Source organism: Nocardioides cavernae (genome assembly GCF_016907475.1).
Taxonomy (GTDB): Bacteria; Actinomycetota; Actinomycetes; order Propionibacteriales; family Nocardioidaceae; genus Nocardioides; species Nocardioides cavernae.
This window is the reverse complement of record NZ_JAFBCA010000001.1, coordinates 1,248,785-1,274,207: the sequence shown is the minus strand read 5'-3', so window position 1 is coordinate 1,274,207 and position 25,423 is coordinate 1,248,785. Positions and strand designations below refer to the sequence as shown.

Annotated in this window: 23 protein-coding genes; 15 read left to right on the top strand and 8 right to left on the bottom strand. The window is 70.0% G+C overall.

Going from position 1 to position 25,423, the window contains the following annotated elements:
* Positions 1–12 precede the first annotated feature (12 nt).
* The 4 genes from JOD65_RS05945 (at position 13) to JOD65_RS05930 (ending at position 5,111) form a co-directional block, all read left to right on the top strand.
* Entirely contained in the window at positions 13–1,911 is a 1,899-nt protein-coding gene (locus JOD65_RS05945; protein WP_191193298.1) for a DUF4012 domain-containing protein, read from the top strand.
* 10 nt (positions 1,912–1,921) lie between these two features.
* A complete protein-coding gene (gene rfbB / locus JOD65_RS05940; RefSeq protein ID WP_191193299.1) occupies positions 1,922–2,920 on the top strand; it encodes a dTDP-glucose 4,6-dehydratase in 999 nt (332 codons plus the stop codon).
* A complete protein-coding gene (locus JOD65_RS05935; protein WP_191193300.1) occupies positions 2,917–4,332 on the top strand; it encodes a sugar nucleotide-binding protein in 1,416 nt (471 codons plus the stop codon). The genes rfbB and JOD65_RS05935 overlap by 4 nt, the downstream gene beginning before the upstream one ends.
* 146 nt (positions 4,333–4,478) lie before the next feature.
* Complete coding sequence (locus JOD65_RS05930; RefSeq protein ID WP_191193301.1) at positions 4,479–5,111, top strand: TetR/AcrR family transcriptional regulator; 633 nt, start codon at positions 4,479–4,481, stop codon at positions 5,109–5,111.
* On the opposite strand, the gene JOD65_RS05925 is transcribed toward JOD65_RS05930, so the two are convergent.
* From JOD65_RS05925 to JOD65_RS05910, 4 genes are all read right to left on the bottom strand, one after another.
* Positions 5,095–5,388, bottom strand: a complete 294-nt coding sequence (locus JOD65_RS05925; protein ID WP_191193302.1) for a DUF2516 family protein — start codon at positions 5,386–5,388, stop codon at positions 5,095–5,097. The two genes, JOD65_RS05930 and JOD65_RS05925, sit on opposite strands and share 17 nt — an antisense overlap.
* A gap of 50 nt (positions 5,389–5,438) precedes the next feature.
* Positions 5,439–7,979: a hypothetical protein gene (locus JOD65_RS05920; RefSeq protein ID WP_191193303.1), complete on the bottom strand. Its 2,541-nt coding sequence runs from the start codon at positions 7,977–7,979 to the stop codon at positions 5,439–5,441.
* 188 nt (positions 7,980–8,167) lie between these two features.
* Positions 8,168–8,890 carry a hypothetical protein gene (locus tag JOD65_RS05915; RefSeq protein ID WP_191193304.1) on the bottom strand — a complete coding sequence of 241 codons (723 nt, stop codon included), beginning with the start codon at positions 8,888–8,890 and terminating at the stop codon, positions 8,168–8,170.
* A gap of 57 nt (positions 8,891–8,947) precedes the next feature.
* Positions 8,948–9,442 (bottom strand): helix-turn-helix domain-containing protein, encoded by a 495-nt coding sequence (locus JOD65_RS05910; protein ID WP_224747117.1) that lies wholly within the window; start codon positions 9,440–9,442, stop codon positions 8,948–8,950.
* 143 nt (positions 9,443–9,585) lie between these two features.
* Here JOD65_RS05910 and JOD65_RS23115 point away from each other — a divergent pair, with 143 nt between their 5' ends.
* Positions 9,586–10,095 carry a VanZ family protein gene (locus tag JOD65_RS23115; RefSeq protein WP_191193305.1) on the top strand — a complete coding sequence of 170 codons (510 nt, stop codon included), beginning with the start codon at positions 9,586–9,588 and terminating at the stop codon, positions 10,093–10,095.
* Here JOD65_RS23115 and JOD65_RS05900 read toward each other — a convergent pair.
* Complete coding sequence (locus JOD65_RS05900; RefSeq protein ID WP_191193306.1) at positions 10,030–11,016, bottom strand: asparaginase; 987 nt, start codon at positions 11,014–11,016, stop codon at positions 10,030–10,032. The genes JOD65_RS23115 and JOD65_RS05900 overlap by 66 nt on opposite strands.
* A gap of 40 nt (positions 11,017–11,056) precedes the next feature.
* Between JOD65_RS05900 and cysC the strand changes: the two genes are divergently transcribed.
* The 4 genes from cysC (at position 11,057) to JOD65_RS05885 (ending at position 15,283) form a co-directional block, all read left to right on the top strand.
* Positions 11,057–12,250: an adenylyl-sulfate kinase gene (gene cysC, locus JOD65_RS23110; RefSeq protein WP_307820961.1), complete on the top strand. Its 1,194-nt coding sequence runs from the start codon at positions 11,057–11,059 to the stop codon at positions 12,248–12,250.
* Complete coding sequence (locus JOD65_RS23105; protein WP_191193307.1) at positions 12,243–12,779, top strand: arsenate reductase/protein-tyrosine-phosphatase family protein; 537 nt, start codon at positions 12,243–12,245, stop codon at positions 12,777–12,779. The genes cysC and JOD65_RS23105 overlap by 8 nt, the downstream gene beginning before the upstream one ends.
* A complete protein-coding gene (locus tag JOD65_RS05890) occupies positions 12,772–13,782 on the top strand; it encodes a sulfite exporter TauE/SafE family protein (protein WP_191193308.1) in 1,011 nt (336 codons plus the stop codon). Before JOD65_RS23105 ends, JOD65_RS05890 begins: the two co-directional genes overlap by 8 nt.
* Before the next feature lie 109 nt (positions 13,783–13,891).
* Positions 13,892–15,283, top strand: coding sequence for a tyrosine-protein kinase domain-containing protein (locus JOD65_RS05885; RefSeq protein ID WP_191193309.1), 1,392 nt, complete (start codon positions 13,892–13,894; stop codon positions 15,281–15,283).
* A gap of 15 nt (positions 15,284–15,298) precedes the next feature.
* On the opposite strand, the gene JOD65_RS05880 is transcribed toward JOD65_RS05885, so the two are convergent.
* The gene (locus JOD65_RS05880) at positions 15,299–16,120 is read right to left on the bottom strand and encodes a beta-keto acid cleavage family enzyme (protein WP_191193310.1); all 822 of its coding nucleotides are present in this window, start codon (positions 16,118–16,120) and stop codon (positions 15,299–15,301) included.
* A gap of 23 nt (positions 16,121–16,143) precedes the next feature.
* On the opposite strand from JOD65_RS05880, the gene JOD65_RS05875 reads away from it, so the two are divergent.
* Together JOD65_RS05875 and dtd are read left to right on the top strand one after the other, a co-directional pair.
* The gene (locus JOD65_RS05875; RefSeq protein ID WP_191193311.1) at positions 16,144–17,298 is read left to right on the top strand and encodes an ATP-binding protein; all 1,155 of its coding nucleotides are present in this window, start codon (positions 16,144–16,146) and stop codon (positions 17,296–17,298) included.
* Positions 17,299–17,317: 19 nt separating this feature from the next.
* Complete coding sequence (gene dtd, locus JOD65_RS05870; protein WP_191193312.1) at positions 17,318–17,761, top strand: D-aminoacyl-tRNA deacylase; 444 nt, start codon at positions 17,318–17,320, stop codon at positions 17,759–17,761.
* A 386-nt stretch (positions 17,762–18,147) separates the two neighbouring features.
* On the opposite strand, the gene JOD65_RS05865 is transcribed toward dtd, so the two are convergent.
* Both JOD65_RS05865 and JOD65_RS05860 read right to left on the bottom strand, forming a co-directional pair.
* Complete coding sequence (locus JOD65_RS05865) at positions 18,148–19,521, bottom strand: hypothetical protein (RefSeq protein WP_191193313.1); 1,374 nt, start codon at positions 19,519–19,521, stop codon at positions 18,148–18,150.
* 102 nt (positions 19,522–19,623) lie between these two features.
* Positions 19,624–20,769, bottom strand: a complete 1,146-nt coding sequence (locus JOD65_RS05860; protein ID WP_191193314.1) for a glycoside hydrolase family 16 protein — start codon at positions 20,767–20,769, stop codon at positions 19,624–19,626.
* 512 nt (positions 20,770–21,281) lie between these two features.
* On the opposite strand from JOD65_RS05860, the gene cysD reads away from it, so the two are divergent.
* The 4 genes from cysD (at position 21,282) to JOD65_RS05840 (ending at position 25,398) form a co-directional block, all read left to right on the top strand.
* Positions 21,282–22,196 carry a sulfate adenylyltransferase subunit CysD gene (gene cysD, locus JOD65_RS05855; RefSeq protein WP_191193315.1) on the top strand — a complete coding sequence of 305 codons (915 nt, stop codon included), beginning with the start codon at positions 21,282–21,284 and terminating at the stop codon, positions 22,194–22,196.
* The gene (cysN, locus tag JOD65_RS05850) at positions 22,196–23,488 is read left to right on the top strand and encodes a sulfate adenylyltransferase subunit CysN (RefSeq protein ID WP_191193316.1); all 1,293 of its coding nucleotides are present in this window, start codon (positions 22,196–22,198) and stop codon (positions 23,486–23,488) included. Before cysD ends, cysN begins: the two co-directional genes overlap by 1 nt.
* Positions 23,489–23,619: 131 nt before the next feature.
* A complete protein-coding gene (locus JOD65_RS05845; protein ID WP_191193317.1) occupies positions 23,620–24,558 on the top strand; it encodes a glycosyltransferase in 939 nt (312 codons plus the stop codon).
* A gap of 180 nt (positions 24,559–24,738) precedes the next feature.
* Positions 24,739–25,398: a hypothetical protein gene (locus tag JOD65_RS05840; RefSeq protein WP_191193318.1), complete on the top strand. Its 660-nt coding sequence runs from the start codon at positions 24,739–24,741 to the stop codon at positions 25,396–25,398.
* The last annotated feature ends 25 nt before the right edge of the window (positions 25,399–25,423 follow it).

Here is a 25,423-nt window from a genome sequence, read left to right as displayed (position 1 = left end):
CACCATGTGCGCATGCCGTCCACCCGTCGCGCCGCACCGCGACGGCTGATCCGGCCCGCGACCGTCATCGGGGGGCTGCTCCTGCTGCTGGTGGTCCTGGTCCTGCTGGCCATCCCGTTCCTCTCGGCCCCGGGCCACGCCGAGGACGCGCGCGCCGAGCTCACCGCCGCCAAGGACGCGCTGGACGCCGGTGACACCGACGCCGCGGTCGCGGCCGTGGAGCGGGCCCGCTCGGAGACCGACGACCTGCAGGGATCCGTCCAGGGGATCGGCGGCGACGTGTGGAGCTGGGTGCCGGTCGCCGGCGGCCCGGTGCGCGACGTACGACGGCTCGGCAACGCCCTCGACCAGCTCGTCGCCGTGGCGGAGACCGGCGTACGCATCCTGCCGCAGGTGCGCGGCGAGGAGTCGACCCTCGTCGACGACGGCAACGTCGACATCGACGTGCTGGAGGACGTGATCGACGACCTGCGCGAGGTGTCGACGCGGCTGGCCGACGCGCAGGCCGAGCTCGCCGACGTCGCCGACTCCCGTGCCGTGGTCGGCCACCGGCTCGCCGAGGCCCGCGACCAGGCGCAGAACGAGGTGGACCCCCTGGCCGAGGGCCTCGAGACGATCGACCCGTTGCTCGACCAGCTGCCCAAGGTCCTCGGCCGCGACGCCAGCCGGCAGTACCTCGTGGCCCTGCTCAACCCCGCCGAGATGCTCTACTCCGGCGGCACCCCGCAGACGTTCGTGCCCGTCGACCTCGACCGGGGCCGGCTGTCGATGGGCGAGACGGTCGACCTGTCGACCGCCCCCGGCGCGGCCCAGCCCCGCTACTGGAGGAAGGTCAGCGGGAACCCGCTCCACCGCGGGCAGATGAAGCCGGCGCTGGCCACCATGGCCCCCGACTGGGAGGTCTCGGGCAACGAGCTGGCCAACGCCTGGCGCAGCCTGCGCGGCCGCCGGCTCGCCGGCGTGGTCGTGATCGACGTGGTCGCGCTGTCCAAGCTGCTCGAGGTCTCCGGCCCGATCGAGGTGCCGACCCTCGGCACCCTGACCGGTGACAACCTGGTCGAGAAGCTCATCGGCAGCTACGACGACTACCCCGACCCCGCCGCGCGCAAGGCGGTCAACCGTGCACTCGCCCCGGTCTTCGTCGAGCGCCTGCTCTCCGGCAACGACCCGGTCGGCACCGGCCGAGTGCTGGGCGAGGCCGCCGACGAGCGGCGCTTCGCCCTCTACTTCCGCGACCCCGACGAGCAGGCGGCCTTCGACGGGCTCGGCCTCACCGGCCGGCTGTCCGACAGCGAGCACGACTACATCGGTGTCTTCACGCAGAACAAGGTGCCCAGCAAGTCCGACTACTGGCAGCGCCGCACGGTCAGCACCGACGTCGCGCTGCGGGAGGACGGCAGCGCGCGCGTGCGGATGGAGGTCGAGGTCCACAACGACTCCCCGCCCTACGTCCAGCCGGTGCCCGACCCGCGCAACGGCTACTTCACCCGCTGGAACACCCTCAGCGTCGCGCCGTTCCTGCCCACCGGCGCCACCTTCGAATCCGTGGAGGTCGACGGCGAGCCCGTCGAGACGTCGCCGCGCAACTTCTTCGGTCGCTACTTCATCCGCCCCGAGATCGAGTTCGCGCCGCAGGCCCGCCACACCCTCACGGTGACGTACGACGTCCCTGCCGCCGCCGTGCGCGACGGCGACGGGCTCGCCTACCGGCTGGCGCTCGACCCGCAGGGCATGGTCGATCCGCAGGACGTCCGGGTCCGGGTCAGCTTCCCGCGCGGCTACGCGGTCGATGCCAGCCCGTCCGGCACCAGCCTGCCCGACGGCTGGTCGACGCGCGGTGGGCGCGTGGCGACCTACACCACCGACGCGCTCGAGGTGGTCGAGTCGTTCGAGATCGTCGCTCGCCCCTAGACTCCGCGGCATGGAACGCCTTCTCGTGACCGGGGGCGCGGGGTTCATCGGGTCGAACTTCGTGCACCACCTCGTCGACCACACCGACCTGAAGATCACCGTCCTCGACAAGCTGACCTACGCCGCCTCCCAGGAGTCGCTGGCGGGTCTGCCCGAGGACCGGGTGCAGCTGGTGGTCGGCGACATCGCCGACGAGGACGTCGTCGACCCTCTGGTGGCGGCCCACGACGCGGTCGTCCACTACGCGGCCGAGTCGCACAACGACAACTCGCTCAACGACCCGAGCCCGTTCATCCGCACCAACATCCTCGGGACCTACACGATCCTCGAGGCGGTGCGGAAGCACGACAAGCGCCTGCACCACGTCTCGACCGACGAGGTCTACGGCGACCTCGAGCTCGACGACCCCAAGCGCTTCACCGAGGACACCCCCTACAACCCGTCCTCCCCCTACTCCGCCTCCAAGGCCGGGTCCGACCACCTGGTGCGCGCCTGGGTCCGCAGCTTCGGCGTGCGGGCGACGGTCTCGAACTGCTCGAACAACTACGGGCCGTGGCAGCACATCGAGAAGTTCATCCCGCGCCAGATCACCAACGTCATCGACGGCGTGCGCCCCAAGCTCTACGGCTCGGGCGAGAACGTCCGCGACTGGATCCACGCCGACGACCACTCCTCGGCCGTGCTCACGATCCTCGAGAAGGGCCGCATCGGCGAGACCTACCTCATCGGCGCCGACGGCGAGAAGAACAACCTCGAGGTCGTCCGCCTGATCCTCACGCTGATGGGCAGGTCGGAGGACGACTTCGACCACGTCAACGACCGTGCCGGCCACGACATGCGCTACGCCATCGAGTCGGGCAAGCTGCGCCAGGAGCTCGGCTGGCAGCCGCAGTTCCAGGACTTCGAGGCGGGCCTGGCGAACACGATCGAGTGGTACCAGACCCACGAGGACTGGTGGCGGCCGCACAAGGACGCGACGGAGGCGAAGTACGCGGAGAAGGGTCAGTGACCCTCTCCCCCCAGAGTCTGCCGAGCCTCGAGACGTCGCCGATCCCGGGCCTCGTCGTCGTACGGCTCGACCGCCGCGACGACTCTCGCGGGTTCTTCAAGGAGAACTGGCAGCGCGAGAAGATGCTCGCGATCGGCCTGCCCGACTTCGGGCCGGTGCAGAACAACGTCTCCTTCAACGCCGACCGCGGCGTGACGCGCGGCATCCACACCGAGCCGTGGGACAAGTTCGTCTCGCTGGCCACCGGCCGGATCTTCGGCGCCTGGGTCGACATGCGCGAGGGCGACAGCTTCGGCGCGACCTTCACCCTCGAGATGGACACCTCGGTCGCGGTCTTCGTGCCGCGCGGCGTCGGCAACAGCTACCAGGTGCTCGAGGACGCCACGGCCTACACCTACCTGGTCAACGCGCACTGGCGCCCCGGCATCGCCTACCCGGCGCTGGCCCTCGACGACAGCACGGTGGCGATCGACTGGCCGATCCCGCTGGGCGAGGCCATCATCAGCGAGAAGGACCAGAACAACCCCGGCCTCGACCCGTCGACGGCGATCCCCGCCAAGAAGACGCTCGTCCTCGGCGGCGGCGGCCAGCTCGGCCTCGCCCTCGCGGACGCCTTCCCGGGCTGCGACACGGCCACCCGCGCGGAGCTCGACGTCACCGACGCCGACGCCGTCGCCGCCTGGCCCTGGCACGAGTACGCCGTCGTGCTCAACGCCGCGGCCTACACCGCCGTCGACGCCGCGGAGACGCCCGAGGGGCGGGTCGCCGCGTGGGCGGCCAACACCACCGGCCCTGCCACCCTCGCCGGCCTCGCCCGCGAGCACGGGTTCACCCTCGTCCACTACTCCTCGGACTACGTCTTCGACGGCACCGCGCCCCTCGACCCCGGCCACACCGAGGACGAACCGCTCTCGCCGCTCGGCGTCTACGCGCAGACCAAGGCGGCCGGCGACGTCGCCGTCTCGCTGGCCCCGCGCCACTACGTCCTGCGCACGTCGTGGGTGATCGGCGAGGGCAAGAACTTCGTCCGCACCATGCAGTCGCTCGCCGAGAAGGGCGTCTCCCCCAGCGTGGTCGACGACCAGGTCGGCCGGCTCACCTTCACCGACGAGCTGGTCCGGGCCACCCGCCACCTCCTCGACAGCGACGCCACGTTCGGCACGTACCACGTGTCCAACGGCGGCCCCGCCATGTCGTGGCGTGAGATCGCGCAGGCCGTCTTCGAGCGCTCCGGCCGCAGCGCCGCCGACGTGTCGGGCACGAGCACCGAGTCGTACGCCGAGGGGGTGCTGGCGCAGGGCAACCCGTTCGCCCCGCGTCCGCTCAACTCCGCGATGTCGCTCGAGAAGCTCCGCGCGACCGGGTTCGAGCCCGAGGACGCGATGTCCGCCCTCGACCGCTACCTGGCGTGAGTCACCGGGGCACCCCGGGTCCTGAGGCACGACATCGCGAACTGAATTGACGTCAGTTCAGAACTCGAGTGCGTCTCGCGTCGGGGATGCCTGACCCTGTGGATGATCACTGCGGGCAGGGCCGACGATCTGGTGTGCTGCCGACCATGGACGACGAGATCCGCTACATCCCGCGCTCGGGCCCGATGTTCTCCGGCGGCAGCGTCGCGAAAGCAGACATGGCGACCAACCTCGCCATCCCGCTCCTCGCGGAGGGGGGCTGGTCCGCTCTCACCCTGCGCAACGTGGCGCGGGCCAGCAACGTGACGCCCCAAGCCATCGCAGCCTGGTTCCCTTCCGTGGATGCGATGCGCGCGGCTGTGGCGGGAAGGTACGGGCAACGGTGGATCCGCGAGCGAGGCTTTCTGGCCCGCCGGAGGATCCTGCAGTGGCGGATCGCCGAGCAGTCCGTCTCACTTCCTCAGGTCGCGCTCGCCCTGCTGCCACAGACGTGGCTGGAGCAGGTGTACGACGGCGTGTGGCTCACCCTGGTCGAGGCTGCCCGCTGGGACGAGGCGCTCAGTCGCGAAGTGTCGACGACAGAGGAGGCGGAGCGTGACCTGGTTGCCGATCTGCTGCACGACCTGGGCGAGCGTGACGCGGACCGGCTCGAGCGCCACGTGGACCTGGTGCTGGCGTTCGTCCGTGGAATGCGGATGGCCCTCACCTCACCGCGCGACCCGATGTCGCCGGAGCGCGCCGCCGAGGTGCTGGTCGACTCGCTCAGCGGCGTGACGTGACCTCGGCAAGAGCCGGGCGCACGTCGGCGATGTAGACGAGCGAGGCGATGGTGAAGACGAGGTGGATCAGCCCGAGGGGCGAGGAGCCGATGAGGATCAGCTGGGCGGCGAAGCCGAGGCCGGTGATCGCGCACCACGCCTGCTTGGTCAGCTTGCCGGCCGCCTCGTAGGCCTCGGCCGAGTAGGTCAGCGAGTTGATGAACGCGAATCCCTTGACCGCGAGCAGCACGACGAGCACCACCAGCATGAGAGTGCTCTGGAACGCGTAGATGTTCACGGAACGAGCGTAGCCGGACACGCGCGACGTGGGGAGCCGTCGCCGACCGCTCAGTCGTGGGCCTGGTAGTCGACCGGGCCCATCATCTCGCCCGCGTCGTCGGTCGCGTCGGCGGTCGCGGCGCCGGACTCCGGGCGTACGTCCTCGCGCGGGGTCGGCACCGACGGGGTGCGGCCCGAGGTCGTGTCCAGGGTCCGGGTGGCCAGCCACTCGACGGCGTCGTCCCAGTCCGGGGACAGCGCGAAGTGGCTGTGCTGCATCATCGACGTGAGGGGTTCGGCGTGCAGCTCGCGGTCAGGAGGGCTCGGGTCCAGAAGCCGCCAGTCGCGTCCGCACTCGCGTCGCCCGGTGCGGATGGCGGGCAGGAGGTCGGGCACCAACGGCCACGGGTCCTCCGTACGCGCCGGCGGGCCCAGCCGGCGTGAGCGCAGCACCTGCTGCGTCTCCTCACCGGTGTGCGCCCAGCTGAGCACCGGGCCCGCGATGGGGTCGGTGTCGCGGAAGAGGTTGATCCAGCGACCTTCGAGCGCGCGGTCGAGCGCCGTGAGCACGTGGTAGCTCGCGTACGCCGGGAACGCGCGCGGGAAGATCACCTGCAGCTGGGAGCCGAAGGTGAGGAAGCCGACGCGCGAGAGCTCGTACGGGTTCAGCCACAGCAGCGCGGCGACCGAGATGAAGCTGCCCTGGCTGTGCGCCTCCACGACGACCGCGTCGGCGACCTCGGTGGTCGACGGCTCCGCCTCCGTGCAGGTGCCGAGGTGGTGGCGGATCCGGTCGCGCAGCGACTGCACCGCGAACTGTGAGTACGGCGGCGGCACGAAGGGGTGCACCGACCGCGGCCAGAACGACACGACGTCCCACACGACGTTGACGACCCGCTGCCGGTCGCGGGCACGCAGGGACTGGCGCGCCGTGGTCATGAGCAGGCCGGCCAGCGCGATCAGCGTGAGGGCGCCGAGCCGGGAGATCACCTCCACCCACTCGTCGGGCAGTGCGTCGCGCGGGGCGCCCACGCCGGTCATCAGGTCGATGGCGAGCAGCACCGCGAGCACCATGCCGAGGAACGAGAAGCAGACGAGCACGACGGGCAGCCCGAGCTTGACCCGCGCGATCGCGCTCGCCGTCGCGATCCGGCGCACGCGCTCGTCCGTGAGCCACGTCGGCTCGTCGGACCCGCCCGACCCGCCCGACCCGTAGACCAGGCCGTAGCTGCGCCGTACCCGCTCGGTACGCCAGGCGCGGTCCGTCCACGTGCGAAACCCGAGCACGAGGCCGACGGCCACGAGGAGCAGCACGGAGACGCCCCAGGTGAAGGTGACGCCCTCGACCAGCTTGGGCATCGCGGCGTCGTCGACCAGCAGCTCGGCGCTGGCCAGCAGCAGCGCCGCCGAGTAGCCGACGGCGAGGAAGCCGCCGAGGGCGGCGACGACCGGCGCCGCCATCCCGGCGGCGTAGCGGCGGAAGGGTCGCGGCACCTCCGCGTCGAGGTGCCGGGTCGCGTGCGCGAGGCCCGCGGAGGCGGCGAACAGGACCAGCAGGGTGGCCGTCAGGACCACCACGAGCGTGTTGGACACCCCGTCCACGGCGGCGAGCGGGTTGTCGGGGTTGACCCCGCGCAGCACCAGCATCACCACCGACGACAGCAGGACCGCGAGCGCCAGGGACGCGGCCGTCAGGCCCACCGCCGGTCGCTGGAGGACCCGGTTCCAGTTCTCCAGCACCGAGTCGCGCTCCCACGACCGGGGAGCGCTGTGCTCGGGGTCGCCGAGCACTGCCACCAGCACGGCGAGGGCGGCCAGCAGCCCCGCGCTGGCGGCGTACACGAACGAGCTCAGGCTGGTGGCGAGCTGCGCGTCGCCGTCGGTGAGGCTGCCGACGAGGGCCACCGTCGCCCAGCCGCCCGCGAGGTGGAGGCGTCCGAGGCTGGTGGCGTCGGGGTCGCCGGCGTAGAAGTTCTCCCGGGTCAGGCCGGACGTCTCGCCCAGCGAGCGGCCCAGGGTGTCGGCGGCGTCGGGTGGATGGCGCACGGTCGTGTTGCGCCGCCCCAGCCGGTAGAGCACCAGCACGGCACCGGCCGCGACCAGCGCGCCGGCCGCCAGGAGCGTGCCCTCCCCCAGCGCCTCACCGAGTCGGGTGGTGGCGAGCCGTTGCCGCGCGACCAGGTCGATGCTGATCGACGACGCGGCCAGGGCGAACGTCGCGGTCAGCCCGAGGGCGAGCAGCCGCAGCGCCCCGCCGACGAGGGTGTGGAAGAACCGCTCGCGGAACGACGAGGGCGGGCTGAGCATGAACTGCGCGGCGTTGACCATGCCGAACGGGACCAGCGCCAGCCAGAGCGCCTGCCGCCAGTTGCCCGAGGTGTAGCGGCCCCAGTGGAAGCCCTCGAGCCTCGTCGACCGCACGTGCGGACCGTTGCCGTCCTCGATCGGATCGGGCGGCTTGTCGCCGAAGCAGTCGACCGCGACGAAGAACCGCGAGTACTCGTCGCCGGCCTCCTGCCGGGCATGGTGCGTCTCGAGCATCTCCTCCGGCGGCGTCCCGCTGACGCCGTGGACCCGCAGCTCCACGATCTTCGCGCTCGTGACATCCATGGCCAGCCTCCGCGGCCCCCGCGGCGGGTCGAGAACTCACCGCTGCCGCCCCTCCCATTGGAGCGGAGTTGCCCACAGTTGTCCACGCCGGGCAAAGGCGGGCAACGACAGAGGGCCCCCGCCCTGACGGACGGAGGCCCACGGCCGTGTCAGAACAGCATCAGCTGCTGCTCATCGGCTGGTGCTCTTCAGTCGCCGACCTTCTCGGCGGCGTCGGCGACGGCCTGGACCGCGTTGGTCGCGGTGGCGGTGGCGGCGCTGGCGGTGGCCTTGGCGCTGCTCTGCGCGGTGGCGGTCTTCTTCGCCGCGGTCTTGCGGGCGGTGGTCGCGGCGGCCTTCTTGCCCGCGGCCTTCTGGGTGGCCTTCTTGGCGGTCGGCTTCGGCTTGGGGGCGACCTTGGTGGCGGCCGTCTTGTCGGCGGCGGCGGTGGTGGCCTCAGCAGCCTTCTTGGCCTGGGTCGCGGTGGTCTTCGCCTTCGTCACGGTGGTCTTGGCGGAGGTCACGGCGGCCTTGGTCGACTCCTGGCGGCGGATGCGACCCACGAGGGACTCGCCGCGCTTGACGAGGTCGGTGTAGGTGGCGTTGGCCGCGGAGACGTTGCCGTCGACGAGCGCGGAGAACTGCGTGGTCACCTTGGCCGGGTACGCCCGGGCCTCGGTCTGCAGCTCGGCGACGCGGGCCTCGATGGCGGCGCGACGGGCCTGGGCCTGCTTGCGCAGCGCCTTCGGGTCGGTTGCGGTCTTCTGCACGTCGCTCACGCGGGTGGTGACGTCCTTCTGCACGGCGGCGACGCGCTTCTGCACGTCGGCCACGGCCTCACGGACGGCCTCGACGGCCAGGTCGGTGACGCCGACGCCGGCGAGGACGGGCTTGAGGGCTTCGGTCTTGAGGTCGCGCTTGGTGGTGGCCATGGGGTTCTCCTTCAGGTGGGGGGTGGTGCTGACGGTGTTCTGGTGGTCGGTGTGCGGCTAGAGCTCGTCGGCGGGCTCGACGATCTCGACCGGCTCGACGGGTAGTGCCGGCGCCACGTCACGCTCGTTGAGCGCGAGAAAGGAGGCGTACACGTCGAGCAGCGAGTGCTTCTGGCGCTCGGTGAGCGTGGTGTCGGCGAGGATCGCGAGCTCCACCGATCCGGGCTGCCCGGGGTCGGGGTGGACGATGCCGGCGCGGACATAGAGCTGCTCGGCGCTGACGCGCAGGGCGCGGGCCAGCTGCTGGAGCACCTCGGCCGACGGCTTGCGCAGGCCGCGCTCGATCTGGCTCAGGTAAGGGTTGCTCACCCCGACCTGGTCGGCGAGCTGTCGTAGGGAGAGCTGCGCGCCGAGGCGCTGCTCCTTGAGGTAGTCCCCCAGCGTGCCGAGCGAGCCGACGACCGCCTTGCTGGTCTTGCCGCTGGCCTTGGAAGCCGCCTTCGACGCCTTCTTCGAGCTCACCCTGGCCGGGGTCATCTTGTCCTTGGCCATGTCCCCATTGTGCTAACAAGTGTTAGCAGAATTCAAATCGAGCGCGGGTGAGTCCTCTCACAAGTCCTTTGCCGAAGCCCGGTTCAGCGCTAGCAGACGGTTCGCACAGGGTGTCGAAAGCGGTGCCGACCTAGGATCCACCCGTGTCCGTCCGTCCCCTGAGCCGCAGAGCGCGTACGGCGCTGGGCGCCGCCCTGGTCGCCTGGGTCGTGCTGCTGTCGGTCGTCCTGCTGGCGCCGTCGTCGAGCGGCCCGGACTGGGTGATCCTCCACCTGACGGAGGTGCTGCAGCGGCTCGGCCTCCCGGAGGTCCTGACCTCCTTCGGGCGCGTGGAGTCGATGCTCAACGTGGTGGCGTTCGTGCCGCTGAGCCTGCTGGGCAGCCTGCTCTGGACGCGACCCACCTGGCGGGACTGGACGGCGGTCGGCTTCGTGGTGTCGTTCGCCGTCGAGGTGGTGCAGGCCGTGGCGCTCGACGCGCGGCAGGCGACCAACGCCGATGTCGTCGCCAACACCCTCGGCATGCTGGTCGGCGCGCTCCTGGGGCTGCTGGTGCTGAGGCTCCTGGACCGACGGGACCGAGGGGCCTCAGAAGGCGGCGCGGATCTCGCCGACCGGCAGTCCCCCGCCGAGGAGCTCGAACCGCCCCGTTGAGCGGACCGCGTCGGCGTCGACGCCGTCCTCGTCGAGCACGCCCGAGCGACGCAGCGCCTCGGCCATCAGCACAGGGCGCACGCGCGGGGCTCCGTCGTCGGTCTTGAGCGCCCAGGCGCGTCCGTCGGGAAGCGCGACGGCGTAGCAGGACTCGGCGCCGGCCTTGCCGATCAGCCCGGGGACGGCCCGGTGCAGGGCGAGCTCGTCGCGTGTGGTGCCGCTGACGTACTCGGGGTGGCGCCGGATCGCGTCGGCGACGCGGCGCTCCGGACCGTCGGTCGCGGTGGCGAGGGACGAGAACGCCCGCGCCAGCCCGGTGAGCGACGTGGACAGCAGCGGCGCACCGCACCCGTCGACGGCGACCGCGTCGATCGGCTCCCCGGTGAGCCGGGCGAAGGTGTCGGCGATCGCGACCTGGAGCGGGTGGGCGGGGTCGAGGTAGGTGGCGGTGTCCCAGCCCCGCAGCACGCACGTCGCGAGCATCGCCGCGTGCTTGCCGGAGCAGTTCATCAGGACCGGCGACTTCGCACCCCCGGCCCGTACGACGGCCTCGCGGGCGTCGTCGTCGAGGGGATAGTCGGCGGGCGTCTGGAGCGCCGACTCGTCGAGGCCGGCGGAGGCCAGCGTGCGGCGTACGCCCTCGATGTGGAACGGCTCGCCGGAGTGCGAGGCGCACGCCAGGGCGAGCAGGTCGTCGGGCAGGTCGAGGCCGAGCTCGACCATCGCGAGGGCCTGGACGGGCTTGTTGCTCGACCGCGGCAGCAGCTGGGCCGCGACCTCGCCGACCGACCACTCGACGGACCCGTCGGCGGCCAGGGCCACGACAGAGCCGTAGTGGTGCCCCTCGACGAACCCGGAGCGGACGATCTCGGCGACGACGGGGAGACCGACAGACACAGCAACAGACCCAGCGACAGACATGGCGGCAGGCTACTCACCGCAGTTCTGAGAGGATGCGCGGGTGATCCAGCACTGCCCGACGCCGACCGAGCTCGACGACCTGGAGCTCCTGGTCTCCGGCGCCTACGCCCCGCTCACCCGATTCAACGAGGACGGGAGCGTCGTCACCCTCGACCTGCCCGACGGGGCCACCGATGCCGAGCTCGTCGACCCCGAGGGCCTGCCGCTGGCCCGGGTCGCCGCCGACGGCTCGCTGGAGCCCCTCACGCACGCGCAGTACGGCCCCTTCCGCCGGCTGCACCTCACTCCCACGCAGGCGCGCGAGCAGCACGCCGGCGCCACCTTCGTCCCCGTCGTCGACGCGCTCACCGACGCCGACCTCGAGGAGCTGCGCGGGCTCGGCCGGGTCGTGCTCCTGGCCCTGATGGGCACCGGCACCTCGTCGCTGTCCCCCGTCGCGCTGGTGCGCGCCACGCTGGGGGCCGCCGACCTGCTCGACGACGCGTCCGTCGTGGCTGTCCCGCTCCCCGCCCACGGTGACGCCGACGCCGACCACGCCCTCGGCGCCCAGGTGGTCGAGACCTACGCCGGCGGCGACCCGGTCCACGCCCTGGCGGACTCCTCTTCGTCCGGTGACCCGGTGGGCCACCCCGCGGCCATCGCAGCGATCGTCGACGCGGACCAGCCGGAGCCCGAGGAGCAGGGCCTCGTGCTCTTCTTCACCGGCCTGTCCGGGAGCGGCAAGTCGACGCTCGCCCGCGCGCTGATGGACCTGGTGCTGGAGCAGGGCGGCCGCACGGTGACCAGCCTCGACGGCGACGTCGTACGACGTCACCTGTCCGCGGGGCTGACCTTCAGCAAGGCCGACCGCGAGACCAACATCCGTCGCATCGGCTGGGTGGCCGCGGAGATCGCCCGCCACGGTGGGGTCGCGGTCTGCTCGCCGATCGCGCCGTTCGCCGAGACCCGCGAGCAGGTGCAGGAGATGGTCGAGGCCGCCGGGGGCGCGTTCTTCCTCGTCCACGTCGCCACCCCGCTGGAGGAGTGCGAACGCCGCGACCGCAAGGGCCTCTACGCCAAGGCGCGCGCCGGCGAGATCCCCGAGTTCACCGGCATCTCCTCGCCCTACGAGGAGCCCGTCGACCCGGCGGTGCGCGTCGACACGACCGGCCGCACGATCGAGGACGCGCTCGACGACGTCCTGGTCGCGCTCGACGAGGCCGGCTACCTCCACCTGCGGGGCACCGATGACTGAGCCGCTCGCGGTGCTCTTCGTCTGCACCGCCAACATCTGCCGCTCGCCCTTCCTCGAGCTCACCGCGCGCCGCCTGTCCGGCCCCGACTCGGGGGTCGAGTTCTCCAGCGCGGGCACCCACGGCTTCGACAGCCACGCGATGGACGACGCCATGGTCGCCACGCTCGCCGAGGACACCTCGTCCGGCTTCGCCAGCCGCCGCCTCACCGGGCCGATCCTCGCCGAGGCCGACCTGGTGCTGACCGCGGAGGCCACGCACCGCAGCTTCATCCTGGAGGAGTTCCCCCAGCACCTGCGCAAGGTCTTCACCGTCGGCCAGTTCGCCGCAGCGGCGGAGGAGCACCCCGACCTGCGCGGGCGCGAGCTGGTCGCCGCGGTCGGCGCACGTCGTACGGCGGCGCGCCGCGAGCACGACATCGCCGACCCCTACCGGCGCGGGGAATCGGCTGCGGCCACGGCAGCAGACACAATGTCGCGAATGTTGGGTGTGATCGTCCCTCGGCTCGCTCCAGGAGGCTCCGGTGGCTGAGCTGCTGACCGTCACGTTCTTCTCGATCCTCGCTGCCGGCTTCCTCGTCGGCATCGTCGTCGGCCTGACCGGCATGGGCGGTGGCGCCCTGATGACCCCGGCGCTGCTGTTCCTCGGCGTCGGGGAGGCCGCCACCGTCGTGACCGCCGACCTCACCGCGGCCGCGGTCTACAAGTCCGGCGGCGCGATCGTGCACAAGCGCGAGGGCTCGCCCAACATGCGGCTCGCGATGTGGCTGATGATCGGCTCCATCCCGATGGCGCTGCTCGGGCCCCACCTGGTCGCGTGGTTCACCGACGACACCGAAGAGCTCAACCACGTGCTGGTCATCAGCATCGGCTTCGCGCTCCTGCTCGCCGCGGCGACGTACGCCCTGCGCCTCTACGTCAACCTCCGCCGCGTCCGCGCGGGCACCCACGTCCACGACGACAACCCCGCCATCCGGATCGTGCCGACGCTGCTCGTCGGCATGCTTGGCGGCCTGCTCGTGGGCATCACCAGCGTCGGCTCCGGCTCGGTCATCATGATCGCCCTGCTGATGCTCTACCCCGGCCTGTCGGCCGTGCGGCTCGTCGGCACCGACCTCGTGCAGGCCGTGCCGCTGGTCCTGGCCGCGGCGATCTCCAACATCGCCCTCCACGGCATCGACTGGACGATCCTGATCCCCCTCCTCATCGGCTCGGTGCCCGGCACGATCCTCGGGTCCAGCCTCGCCCCGCGCGTGCCGCAGTCCTTCATCCGCCGCGGCATCGTGGTCGTGCTGACGATGAGCGGCGTCGCGCTGCTCGACAAGTCGGGCTGGGCGCCCCTCGGCGTCGAGGAGACCCACCCCATGCTCATCGCCGGCATCGGCCTCGTCGTGCTGGTGGTCCTGCCCATCGTCTGGGGCTTCCTGCGCAAGCAGCAGGGCCTGCCGATGTTCGGCTCGCCGACCATCGCCCAGCTCGAGGACCCGGACTACCAGCCCGGGCTCGTGGGGATGAAGAAGGTCGACCGGCCCTAGCCGAATTCCCCGCGCCCGGCCCCGTTCCGCCCCGCCCGCGAGGATGAAGGAGGAGGGCGACCGAGCGCTTACTCTTGTCAAAGTTTCGTTGACAAGCAGAGGAAAAAGCGTGGAGCTGCAGGACTACTGGCGCACCGTTCGACGGCGGTGGCGGCTGGTTCTCGGGAGTGTCCTGGTGGTCCTGGCGGTCGCCGCGGTGTGGACCTGGTCGGTGACCCCGACCTACGCCTCCACCACCCGGATCTTCGTCTCGACCAGCCAGACCGACGAGAACTCCGCCTACACCGGCAACCTGTTCGCCACCCAGCGCGTGGCGTCGTACGCCGACCTGGTGACCAGCAACCAGCTCGCCGAGCGCGTGGCCGACGACCTCGGCGACACCGACGCGATGGACCTGCGCGAGCAGGTCACCGCCTCGGCCGTCCCGGAGACGGTGCTCCTCGAGATCCAGGCCACTGACGCCGACGCGGAGCGCGCCCGCGACATCGCGCAGGCCTACGCCGAGCAGCTGCAGCTCCTCGTGGAGGAGCTCGAGACGCCCCGCGGCGAGACCACTGCCGTCGTCAAGGCCACCCTCATCGACGACGCCCAGGTCGCCCGCACGCCCGTCGCGCCGCAACCGCTGCGCAACCTCGCGCTCGCCGGCATCCTCGGGCTCCTGCTGGGCGTCGGCCTGGCCGTGGCACGCGAGCTCCTCGACACCAGCGTCAAGACCGCCGACGACATCGCCGAGATCACCTCGGCCCCGGTCCTCGGCAACATCTTCCAGGACACCGACGCCAAGCGCGCCCCGAGCGAGGTGCTCTTCACCGCGACCCCGTGGGCCGAGGCGTTCCGCGTGCTGCGCACCAGCATGCAGTACGTCGACATCGACAACGCCCAGAAGGTCATCGTCATCACCAGCTCGCTGCCCGGCGAGGGCAAGAGCACGACCGCGGTGAACCTCGCGGTCACCCTCACCCAGGCCGGCCAGAAGGTCGCCCTGGTCGAGTGCGACCTCCGCCGTCCGCTCATCGCCGACCGCCTCGAGCTCGACGGCGCGATCGGCACCACCAGCGTGCTGATCGGCAAGGTCAGCGCCCAGGACGTCATGCAGCAGTACGCCGACACGTCGCTCGACGTCATGGTCTGCGGCCAGATCCCGCCCAACCCGTCGGAGCTCCTGCAGTCGCAGGCGATGGAGATGCTGCTGCTCGACCTGCGGCAGCGCTACGACGTCGTCATCCTCGACGCGCCGCCGCTGCTGCCGGTGACCGACGCCGCACTGCTCGCCACCCGCGCCGACGGTGCGGTCGTCGTGGTCAGCCACGGGCGTACGACGCGCGACCAGCTGTCGACGGCCATCGAGCGGCTCGGCTCCGTCGACGCCACCACGCTGGGCGTGGTGGTCAACCAGGCGCCTGCCAAGAAGTCCGCGAGCGGCTACGGCTATGGCTACGGCTACGCCCCGCTCGAGGACGAGGCCGTGACGGCCGGGGGCGGCAAGCGCCGCCGTCGCTGAACCAGCCCAGCAGGCTCAGGCCAGCCCGAGCAGCTCGCGGCACTGCGCAGGCTTCATCGGCGTACGCTGCGCGATCCGTCCCAGCTCGACCGCGCGCTCGACGAGCTGGGCGTTGGACTCGACCGGCACGCCGCGGCTGATGGTGAGCACGTCCTCCATGCCGACGCGCAGGTGGCCGCCCATCGACAGCGAGGCCATCGCGACCGACAGCGTGGAGCGGCCGATGCCGGTGGCCGACCACGAGGTCACCTCGGGCGGGAGCGCGGCGACGCCGGCGACGAGCGCGGGGGCGGTGCCGGGCATGCCGCCGGGGACGCCCATCACGAAGTCGACGTGCACCTTGCCGCCGGCCGGGACGCCGTACTGCCGGATGAGGCGGCCGAGCGCGTGCACCTGCCCGAGGTCGAAGAGCTCGAACTCCGGCGCCACACCGCGCTCCAGGGCGAGCTGGTAGAGGTCCTTCACGAAGGGCCACGGGTTGAGGAAGACGTCGTCGCCGAAGTTGGTCGTGCCCATGGTGAGCGAGCACGAGTCGGGCTCGGCGTCGAGCACCTTGAGCCGCTCGTCGAGCGGGTCGTGCACCGAGCCGCCGGTGGAGAGCTGGACGACGAGCGAGGACGACTCGCGCACCGCGGCGACCCACTCGCGCAGCAGGCCCTGGTCGAGGGTGGGCTGGTGGGAGGTGTCGCGCACGTGGATGTGGATCATCGCCGCGCCGGCCGCTTCGCAGTCGGCCGCCGTGCGGGCCACCTCCTCCGGGGTGGTCGGGAGCTGCGGGCAGTCGGCCTTCGCCGTCTCGGCGCCCGTCGGTGCCACCGTGATGAGGAGTTCGTCCATGCGCGCACCTTAGACTCCCGCGAGTGACTCTCTCGGCCAGCCCTCACCACGTCGTCGCCGTGACAGCTCTCGGGACCCAGGTGCATGTCGAGGTCGCCGGGGGCAACGCCGGCAGCGTCGCCGCCGACCTGCTCCGCGCGTGGTCACGCTGTGACGCCCGGCAGGTCGACGATGTGCAGGGCCGAAGCGTGCGCGTGCTGGTCGACGACGACCCCGCCGCGGTCGAGGACGCCGCGGCGCGAGGCGCCATCGCAGGTCCCAGCGGGTCGGTCGTCGGCGACCAGGTCGCCCTGGCCGTCACCCTCCAGGCGATGGAGGCCAACGAGGGCGACCTCCTGATGCTGCGTGCCGCGGCCGTCGCCGACCCGGAGACGGGCCGATGCGTCGTGCTGGTCGGCCCCGCCGGCAGTGGGCGGTCGACCGCAGCCCGGACGCTCGCGCGCCACTTCGGCTACGTCACCGACGACACCGTCGCCTTCACCGCGGCACTCGACCTGCTGCCCTACAGCAAGCCGCTGCTCGCGACCGACGACCCGGCGCAGGGCCTGCAGTCCCCCGACGACCTCGGCCTGCGCCAGGCACCGGGCGACCTCCGCCCGGCGGCGGTGCTCCTGCTCGAGCGCCACGCCGAGGGCTTCGTCCCGCCCGTGCTCACCGAGGTCCCCACCGCGGAGGCGATCGCCCACCTGTCGGGCAACGCGTCCTACCTGCGCTCGCTCGACAAGCCCCTGCACCGCCTGGCAGCGCTCGTCGAGGAGGTCGGCGGCGTGCAACGGGTCGACTACCGCGAGGCCGACGACCTGGTCGCCGTCACCCAGCAGCTGCTCAACCGCCCGACGCCGCGCGACGTCGAGACGGAGTCGGCGCCCGAGCCGACCGTCGTCGAGCTCCTCGGACCCGACACCGCCGACGGCGGCGGGCGCGTACGCCGCAGCGACTTCGTCGACTTCCACGTCAGCGACGGCATCGGCTGCGTGATGCTCGGCGAGACCGTCGTCGCGCTGTCCTTCCTGGCCACCCGCGTCCTCACCCTGCTCGGAGAGGGGTCGGCCACCCTCGACCGGCTCGCCGAGGCGCTCCTCGTCGAGCTCGGCGAGCCCGAGTCCGGCGACGCCAAGTCGCTGGTGCAGACCCACGTCGACGACCTCGTCGAGGTCGGCGTCCTCACCCGCGTCTGACGCGGGCGGGAGCCACGACATGCGTGCCGTCATCCAGCGGGTGCTGTCCGCCAGCGTGCGGGTCGACGGCGAGGTCGTCGGCGAGCTCGACCGCCCGGGGCTCCTCGTCTACCTAGGCGTCACCCATGACGACGCCGCGACCGAGGTCGCATGGACGGCCCGCAAGATCTGGGACCTGCGCCTTCTGCGCGACGAGCAGAGCGCCAGCGACGTCCGCGCGCCCGTGCTGGTCGTCAGCCAGTTCACGCTGTACGGCGACGCGCGCAAGGGCCGCCGCCCGACGTGGCAGGCGGCCGCACCCGGCCCGGTGAGCGAGCCGCTCTACGACGCTGTCTGCACCGAGCTCGAGCGCCTCGGCGCCCACGTGGAGCGCGGCCGCTTCGGCGCCGACATGCGCGTCGAGAGCGTCAACGACGGCCCGATCACCCTCGTCCTCGACACTCCGCCCTCGCTGGTCGAGTAGCCCACGCAGCGAGCGCTTCCTCGCTGGTCGAGTAGCCCGCGAGGAACGAGCGGGCGTATCGAGACCCGAGACCCGACTCAGTAGGGCAGCTGCGTCGCCAGCCACCCCGCCATGAACCACGCGACGACTGCCACGGCCCAGAACAGCACAGCCCCCCGGTGCGTCATCGGACTGCCTACTCGTCCGAGAACCGGTGGTAGTAGCTGTTGTGCGGGCACGCTCGCCCGTATCTGACCCTGCATCGTCCCCAGCGCATCGCGCCGACCCCCAGTCGCTTCACGCGACGAGTCTGCGCGGCCGGCGACCTCGGGGCTGCCACAGGAGGCCCACATGTCGTCCACGACCACCGGTGGCCGAGGGGGCGCGCCAACGCCTTTGCTCTCGCCCTACGAAACCGACGGTGGCCAGGACCAGGCCGAGATCCGTTTCCCGTCGTACCAAAGGACCATTCCGCCACCGCCGGGATGAACCGTTCCGACCGGGACCACGCCAGCTGCTTCCGGCGGCAGGTCGGTTGGGACTGACCACGGTCCGTCATCTCCAGACCGATAGGAAACTGATGAAGCCGCCTCGAGGTCGAGATACCGCTCCCAGACCGCCATGGCAGCCCCGTCGTCGTTCGCCCAGAGGCCCAACGGTGTCAGGCTCCCACCCTCAGCGATCGATAGCGGAGCGCCGTAATCCTCACCCTCGGCCCTGGTGATGACGTGCAGGAGACACGTACACGCGCCCCGGCCACCGACGAGAATGGTGGCGGTGTGGTCGTTCATCACGTGACCAGGTGTGTCGTAGTACGTGTCCTCCTGCGCTGGGGGCGACACCCGGACCGGCACCGACCACGCTCCGTTTTCGCGGTGGGCAGCGAAGATCACGGACCCGCCACCCTGGCGCACCATCTTGCTCAGCAGGACGCTCGTGGTGGTGCCGTCGGGGGACAGGGCTGCATCCACGATCCCGCTGCCGAGCGGCCAGTCCTCGGGGAGCCGCTTGCCCTTGACGCAGGTTGCGCTGTCGCAACGCATCAGCCGCTGCGCCCGGTCCTTGTACGTCACGAGCACGGCCGCGCCGTTGTCGTCGACGTCCGCGACAGAACCTCCGTCCTGGATGGACGGTAGGTGGACGGGCCGCCAGTGACCCTCAGGCGGTCGGTACGCCGCGTGGAGCCGACTACTCGACTCGCTTCCCTCGTCGGAAGGGTCTGTGAGGTCGACAACCCAGGACAGCACCGTCGATCCGTCCCCGCCCATAACCAGGCTCGGGGTCGAGATGGCGTTCCACTCGTAGCGAGAGACGAATTCGTCCATCACCTTCGGCGTGGACCATTCACCGTTCGGGAGTCGTCTGGCGGTCACGAGCCACGACGTGCCCAGCCCCGTCCTGACCACCCAAGCGGCCGTGATCCGACCGTGGCCGTCGCTGGTCACCGACACGGAGTCGGACTGCCCTCGTACGCGCCCCCGGGGGAAAGCCGCCCTGGGCTGCCAGACGCCGCCGACGGGCATGACCCTGTGTTCGAGGGTCGGCCCGCGAGGCCATACCGCCACCGTGCCGACCACGGGATCGGAGACAACCGCTGGCGTGCCCAAGGAAGATCCCTTCCTCAGCGACACGACAGTGGGTTGTGAGGTGGTGACGGACGGTCCCTCGGCGACGGAGTGCCTCTGCGGCTCCGCTCGGCTGTCGGGTTGTGCGACGTCAACGACGGCGAGGGCCATGGCCGCGACGAAGGCGCCGATCAGATACACGCGGAGAGCGGCCATGCTCGTTGCTCCAGCTCGACGATGCACACCAGCATGCGCGCATCGTCGGTGCAGAGAAAGGCCGGTCTAGCAGCAATCCCGACGGGCGACCTCTGCGGTCCGCTACTTCGGCCCCGTCTCCCACACCCGCGCCCAGTCGACCTCCATGGTCTGGGGCAGCTTGCCGTTGAAGCGCGGCAGCTCGTAGTCCGACGACAGCAGGCTGAGGATGAGGAACTCCGGACGCCCGGAGGTCACGCCCTTGAGGCGCTGGGTGACCTTGTCGTCGATGCGGAAGACGTACTCCTTGGGCGTCCACTCGACGGAGAAGACGTGGTACTGCTCAGCCCAGTCGTCACCCAGCTCGTCGGCGTTGGGGAGCCAACCGCCGACGGTCTGCTTCTTGCCGTTCTTGTCGAGGAAGTAGGTGAAGCTGGTCAGCCCACCTTCGGGGTGGTCGTCGCCGAAGTACTCGATGACGTCGATCTCGGCGCCACCCTTCTTCGGACCGCCGGTCCCCTGTCCGCCGACCGCCTGCATCCAGAAGGCGGCGTGCTGACCGCGGGCAGCCTGGGTCTTGATGCGCGCGGCCGCGAAGCCGTAGGTGAAGGCCAGACGGCCCTCCGTCCCGACGTGGCCGTTGACGCGGTACGGGAACTTCTTGCGCTTCCCGGGGAGCTGGCACTCGTCGCCCTCGCGGTCGGGATCCTCCGCCACGCTCAGTCGCAGCACCCCATCGGTGACCTCGACCGCATCCGCGCTGGCCTTGGAGCACGTTCGGACGCCGGTGTAGCCCTGGTCACGGGTGTGCCAGAAGGCGTCGGGGCCGTCGACGCTGTCCTCGTCGTCGAAGTCGTCGGTGAAGGTCGCCTCGGGGGCGTCGTCGGTCGAGACCTTCGCGCCGATGGCGTCGTCGCCGTCGCCGACCACCACGTGGAGGTCGCCGGAGTCGCGACTGGTGAGCGAGACGCGGCCCTTGGCGTCGGTCTCCTGCTCGTCGACCTCGGACCAGCCGTCGTCATCCTTCGCGACCAGGGTGACCGAGGTCCCCTCCTCCGCGTCGGCGATCGTGGCGTCCACGACCCAGGCGGCGTCGGCGGCGGACTCGACCTCTTCGCCGTTGGCAGCGAGCTGGGGCAGCACCTGCGCCCGCACGCTGCCGCTCTTCTCGTACGACGGCGGGGTGGGGTCACCGTCGTCCGAGCTGCAGCCGGTGACGAGGAGGGCGCCTGCGAGAACGGCCGCAAGGGCCCGGGGGGTGGTCCGCATGCGCGCCATTGTGGCCAAGGGACCGTGACCGCGACCAATCGTCCCGGCACCCGTCTGACCGTCAGGGGTGAGCTTCACCCGGTGATGCGTGCAGCGCTCCCGGCCGTCACTGCCACCCGTCGGCGCGACGTGGCGAGCGCCCGTGCCTCGTGTGCCCATCGCGAGGCCTCGCCGCGGCGGCACTCGACGCGTGAGAGGTGTGCCACTCGGTCCACGACGACGGACGGCACCTGGACGGGCACGGCCACGCTGTGGGGACGGGCCGCAAACATCCGGCCGACAACCATGGCCACGGGCAAAGACAGCAGGATCCACGCTGCGAGGATCAGAGCCGCCCAGAGAAGCATGCCGATCTAGTACCCCCTGTGCCGGGCGCCAAACCTCCAGGAATGTTTCGGTCTGGACCGGACCCCGCGGTCACGGGCTGACCACGCCCGGGAGTGCGAATCGTCCGAGGCGCTGCCCGTCGCTACGATGATGGCTGCTGTCCCTAGAGAGGTCCTTGCAACGCCATGACCAACACCCATGTCGACTACCAGCTGAGTCAGCTGGACCAGCTCGAGGCAGAGTCGATCCACATCTTCCGCGAGGTCGCCGCCGAGTTCGAGAAGCCGGTGCTGATGTTCTCCGGCGGCAAGGACTCCATCGTCATGCTCCGCCTGGCGGAGAAGGCGTTCTTCCCGGCCAAGCTCCCGTTCCCGCTGCTCCAGGTCGACACCGGCCTCGACTTCGACGAGGTGCTGACCACCCGCGACTCCTGGGTCGAGCGGCTGGGTGCGCGGATGATCGTGGCCACGATCGATGAGGCGATTGCTGCGGGCCACGTGGTCGATGACGGCAAGACCAGCCGCAACCGCATGCAGATCGGCACGTTGCTCGGCGCGATCGAGGAGAACGGCTTCACCGCCGCGTTCGGTGGCGGTCGCCGCGACGAGGAGAAGGCCCGCGCCAAGGAGCGCGTCTACTCCCACCGCGACGACTTCGGCCAGTGGGACCCGAAGATGCAGCGCCCCGAGCTGTGGAGCCTCTACAACGGCCGTATCCACGCCGGCGAGCACATGCGCATCTTCCCGCTGTCCAACTGGACCGAGCTCGACATCTGGCACTACATCCACCGCGAGGAGATCGAGATCCCCTCCATCTACTTCGCCCACGAGCGCGAGGTCGTCGAGCGCGACGGCATGCTGCTCTCCATCGGCCAGGAGATCCAGCCCAAGGGTGGCGAGAAGGTCGAGAAGAAGATGGTGCGCTTCCGCACCGTGGGTGACCGCACGCAGACCGGCTGCGTGGAGTCGGTGGCCACCGACACCGCAGCCATCATCGACGAGATCGCCATCGCCCGAGTGACGGAGCGAGGCGCCACGCGAGGCGACGACCGCTTCTCCGAGGCAGCCATGGAAGACCGCAAGAAGGAAGGCTACTTCTGATGGCCAGCACCACTGACGCCCACACCGCCGCCCAGGGCGAGATGGACCTGCTCCGCTTCGCGACCGCCGGCTCGGTCGACGACGGCAAGTCCACGCTCATCGGCCGCCTGCTGCTGGACTCGAAGTCGATCTTCGAGGACCAGCTCGAGGCGGTGGAGTCGACCAGCCAGTCCAAGGGCTACGACTACACCGACCTGGCGCTGCTGACCGACGGCCTGCGCTCCGAGCGCGAGCAGGGCATCACCATCGACGTGGCCTACCGCTACTTCGCCACTCCAGCGCGCAAGTTCATCATCGCCGACACCCCGGGCCACATCCAGTACACCCGCAACATGGTGACCGGCGCCTCGACGGCCGACCTGGGCCTTGTCCTCGTCGACGCCCGCCAGGGCCTCACCGAGCAGTCCCGCCGCCACGCGGTCCTGCTCTCGCTGCTGCGCGTGCCGCACCTCGTGCTGGCCATCAACAAGATGGACCTCGTCGACTGGTCGCAGGAGGTCTACGAGAAGATCCACAAGGAGTTCTCGTCGTTCGCGACCAAGCTCAACATCCCTGACCTCGAGGTCATCCCGATCTCGGCGCTGCAGGGCGACAACGTCGTCAACCGGTCCGAGAACACCCCGTGGTACTCCGGCCCGACGCTCATGCACCACCTCGAGCACGTCCACGTCGCCTCCGACCGCGACCTCGTGGACACCCGCTTCCCGGTGCAGTACGTCATCCGCCCCAAGTCCGACCAGTACCACGACTTCCGCGGGTACGCCGGTCAGGTGGCCGGCGGCGTGCTCAAGAAGGGCGACGAGGTCGTCGTTCTGCCGAGTGGCATGACATCGACCATCTCCAAGGTCGAGCTCTTCGACCAGGAGATCCCCGAGGCATTCCCGCCCATGTCGGTGACGATCCACCTCGAGGACGACGTCGACGTCTCCCGCGGCGACATGATCGCCCGCCCGAAGAACGCCCCCAAGCCCAGCCAGGACATCGACGCGATGATCTGCTGGATGACCAACGAGCCGCTGCGTCCGCGCCAGAAGCTCGCCATCAAGCACACGACCCGCATGGGCCGCGCGATGGTCAAGGACATCCAGTACCGCCTCGACGTGAACTCGCTGCACCGCGACCAGGAGGCCGGCGAGCTCTCGCTCAACGAGATCGGCCGCGTCCAGCTGCGCACCACCGTGCCGCTGCTGTGCGACCCGTACTCGAAGAACCGCACCACGGGCTCGTTCATCCTGATCGACGAGGCCACCGGGGTCACCGTCGGCGCCGGCATGATCAACACCGCCAGCTGAGGCTTGTGTGGATCGTTCGCTCCGAGTTCTTCGGCGCCGACCATTCGCACAATCGAGACCACGCGCGCAGGAACAGAGTCAGGTCAACCCGACGGGCTCGCCAGGGACTCGTCGCAACGGGGGAATACAGCATGACGTCCATCGCACCCACGCCTGATGCGATCGCGGCAGGCATCGTGGCGTTTGAACCAGATGTCGATCTACTGCTCCGCAATGTCTCGGCCATCAAGGATCAAGTGACGACCGTCTGGGTCTATGACAACGGATCATCAAACGTGGAGGCCGCAGCTGAGGCGCTGCGTCCGATCTCGGGCGTGCGATTGGTTCGTAGCGGCTCAAACGACGGCATTGCCGCAGCATTCAATGCCGTCGCCCGCATGGCTCGCGACGCTGGTTTCAAATGGCTGGTGACTTTGGATCAAGACAGCGTGGCGCCGGCTGGCATGGTCGCGGCTCTTGCTTCTAAAGCCAAACCGGGCACGCCACTCATCGCGCCGCACATTGTTGACCGGAACAAGACAACCGTTGCCGCCGTACAAGCCACTGCCCTCCCACCCGTCGAATACTTCTCCAGAGCCGCGAGCAAAGGAGCGATAACTTCTGGAGCCCTCCTCGATCTGGGCGTCCTCGAAGAAGTCGGAGGTTTCGATGAGACGTTTTTCATTGACTACGTCGACTACGACCTAAACATGCGTCTCATGCGAGCGGGTTACAAGATTGCGCGGGCGAACGATACACATCTATCGCACGCCGTCGGCGAAGCTCGCCAAACCTGGCTCTTTACGCCTCGGCGCGGCGTTGATGGCCGCTGGCGAATCGAACGCTTCTACGCTTTCGGGCACAGCCCCACAAGGTGCTACTACAAGGCACGCAACAGGGTTCTCTACTCGAGGAAACATTGGCGAAGCGTGGGGCTCCGCAACGAGGGAATTGTTCAGATCCCGCAGCAAATTGCGCTTACGCTGTTGTTCGAAGACCAAAAGATCGCGAAATTGAGGGCGTTCGCAAGGGGCACCTATGAGGGTTTCCGCGCGCCGCTAGACAATGGCCGCCAGGCGAGGAAGGCCTAAACGATGTCCTCCGGCGATACTCCCGCGCCTTCGACCCCAAAGCGCGTGGTCTACTCGGCACTTCTTGGCAACTACGAGAAGCCAATTCGGCGGCCCGTCAGTTGCGACAACGGGTCGATTGACTTCGTCTTTCTGACTGACGCTGCAGACGCGGATCCTGGTCCAGGATGGCGAGTCGTCGTGATCGAGCCGCACTTTCCACACGACCAGGTCCGAAGTGCACGAAGATTGAAGATCTTAGGTCACCCGGCGGTCAATGGTTACGAACAGACGTTATGGATCGACAACCGGATCGTGCTGAAGGATCGCGGATTGCGCCTCTTTGACCTTCTCGACGACGCCGACATCGTCGTTCCGAAACACTCCTACCGGGAGACGGTTCACGACGAATTTGTCGAGGTAATCGCATCGGGCTACGACGACCCCGTCGCAGTACGACGCATGCACGCGATCAGCCGGGATAATGGCGTCCTAGAAGATGAACCACTCTGGACAGGTCTGCTGCTTCGAAATAATTCCGCGACCGTCCGGGCGGCAATGGAACGTTGGTTCGACTACCTCCTATTGACCACAAGGCGTGACCAACTCTCAGTGAATGCAGCTCTAGCGGGGCGGCCCAGCGTCACTATTCACCGCCTTTCGATCGACAACGGAGAGTCCGAGTATCACGAGTGGCTCAACTTGAACAATCTCCTGCGCAATCGGTCAGTTCAAATGTGGCGACCCCCTTATCGCAGGCCACTCCTCGTCATCGCGGACATGATCAGGGCGCGGCCGTACGGACGCAAGCTTGCGCGCCTCCTGACCCGATTGGGCGTGCGCGTGCCCACGCTGACCTAACGCCCGTAAAGGTCCGCGTAACCGT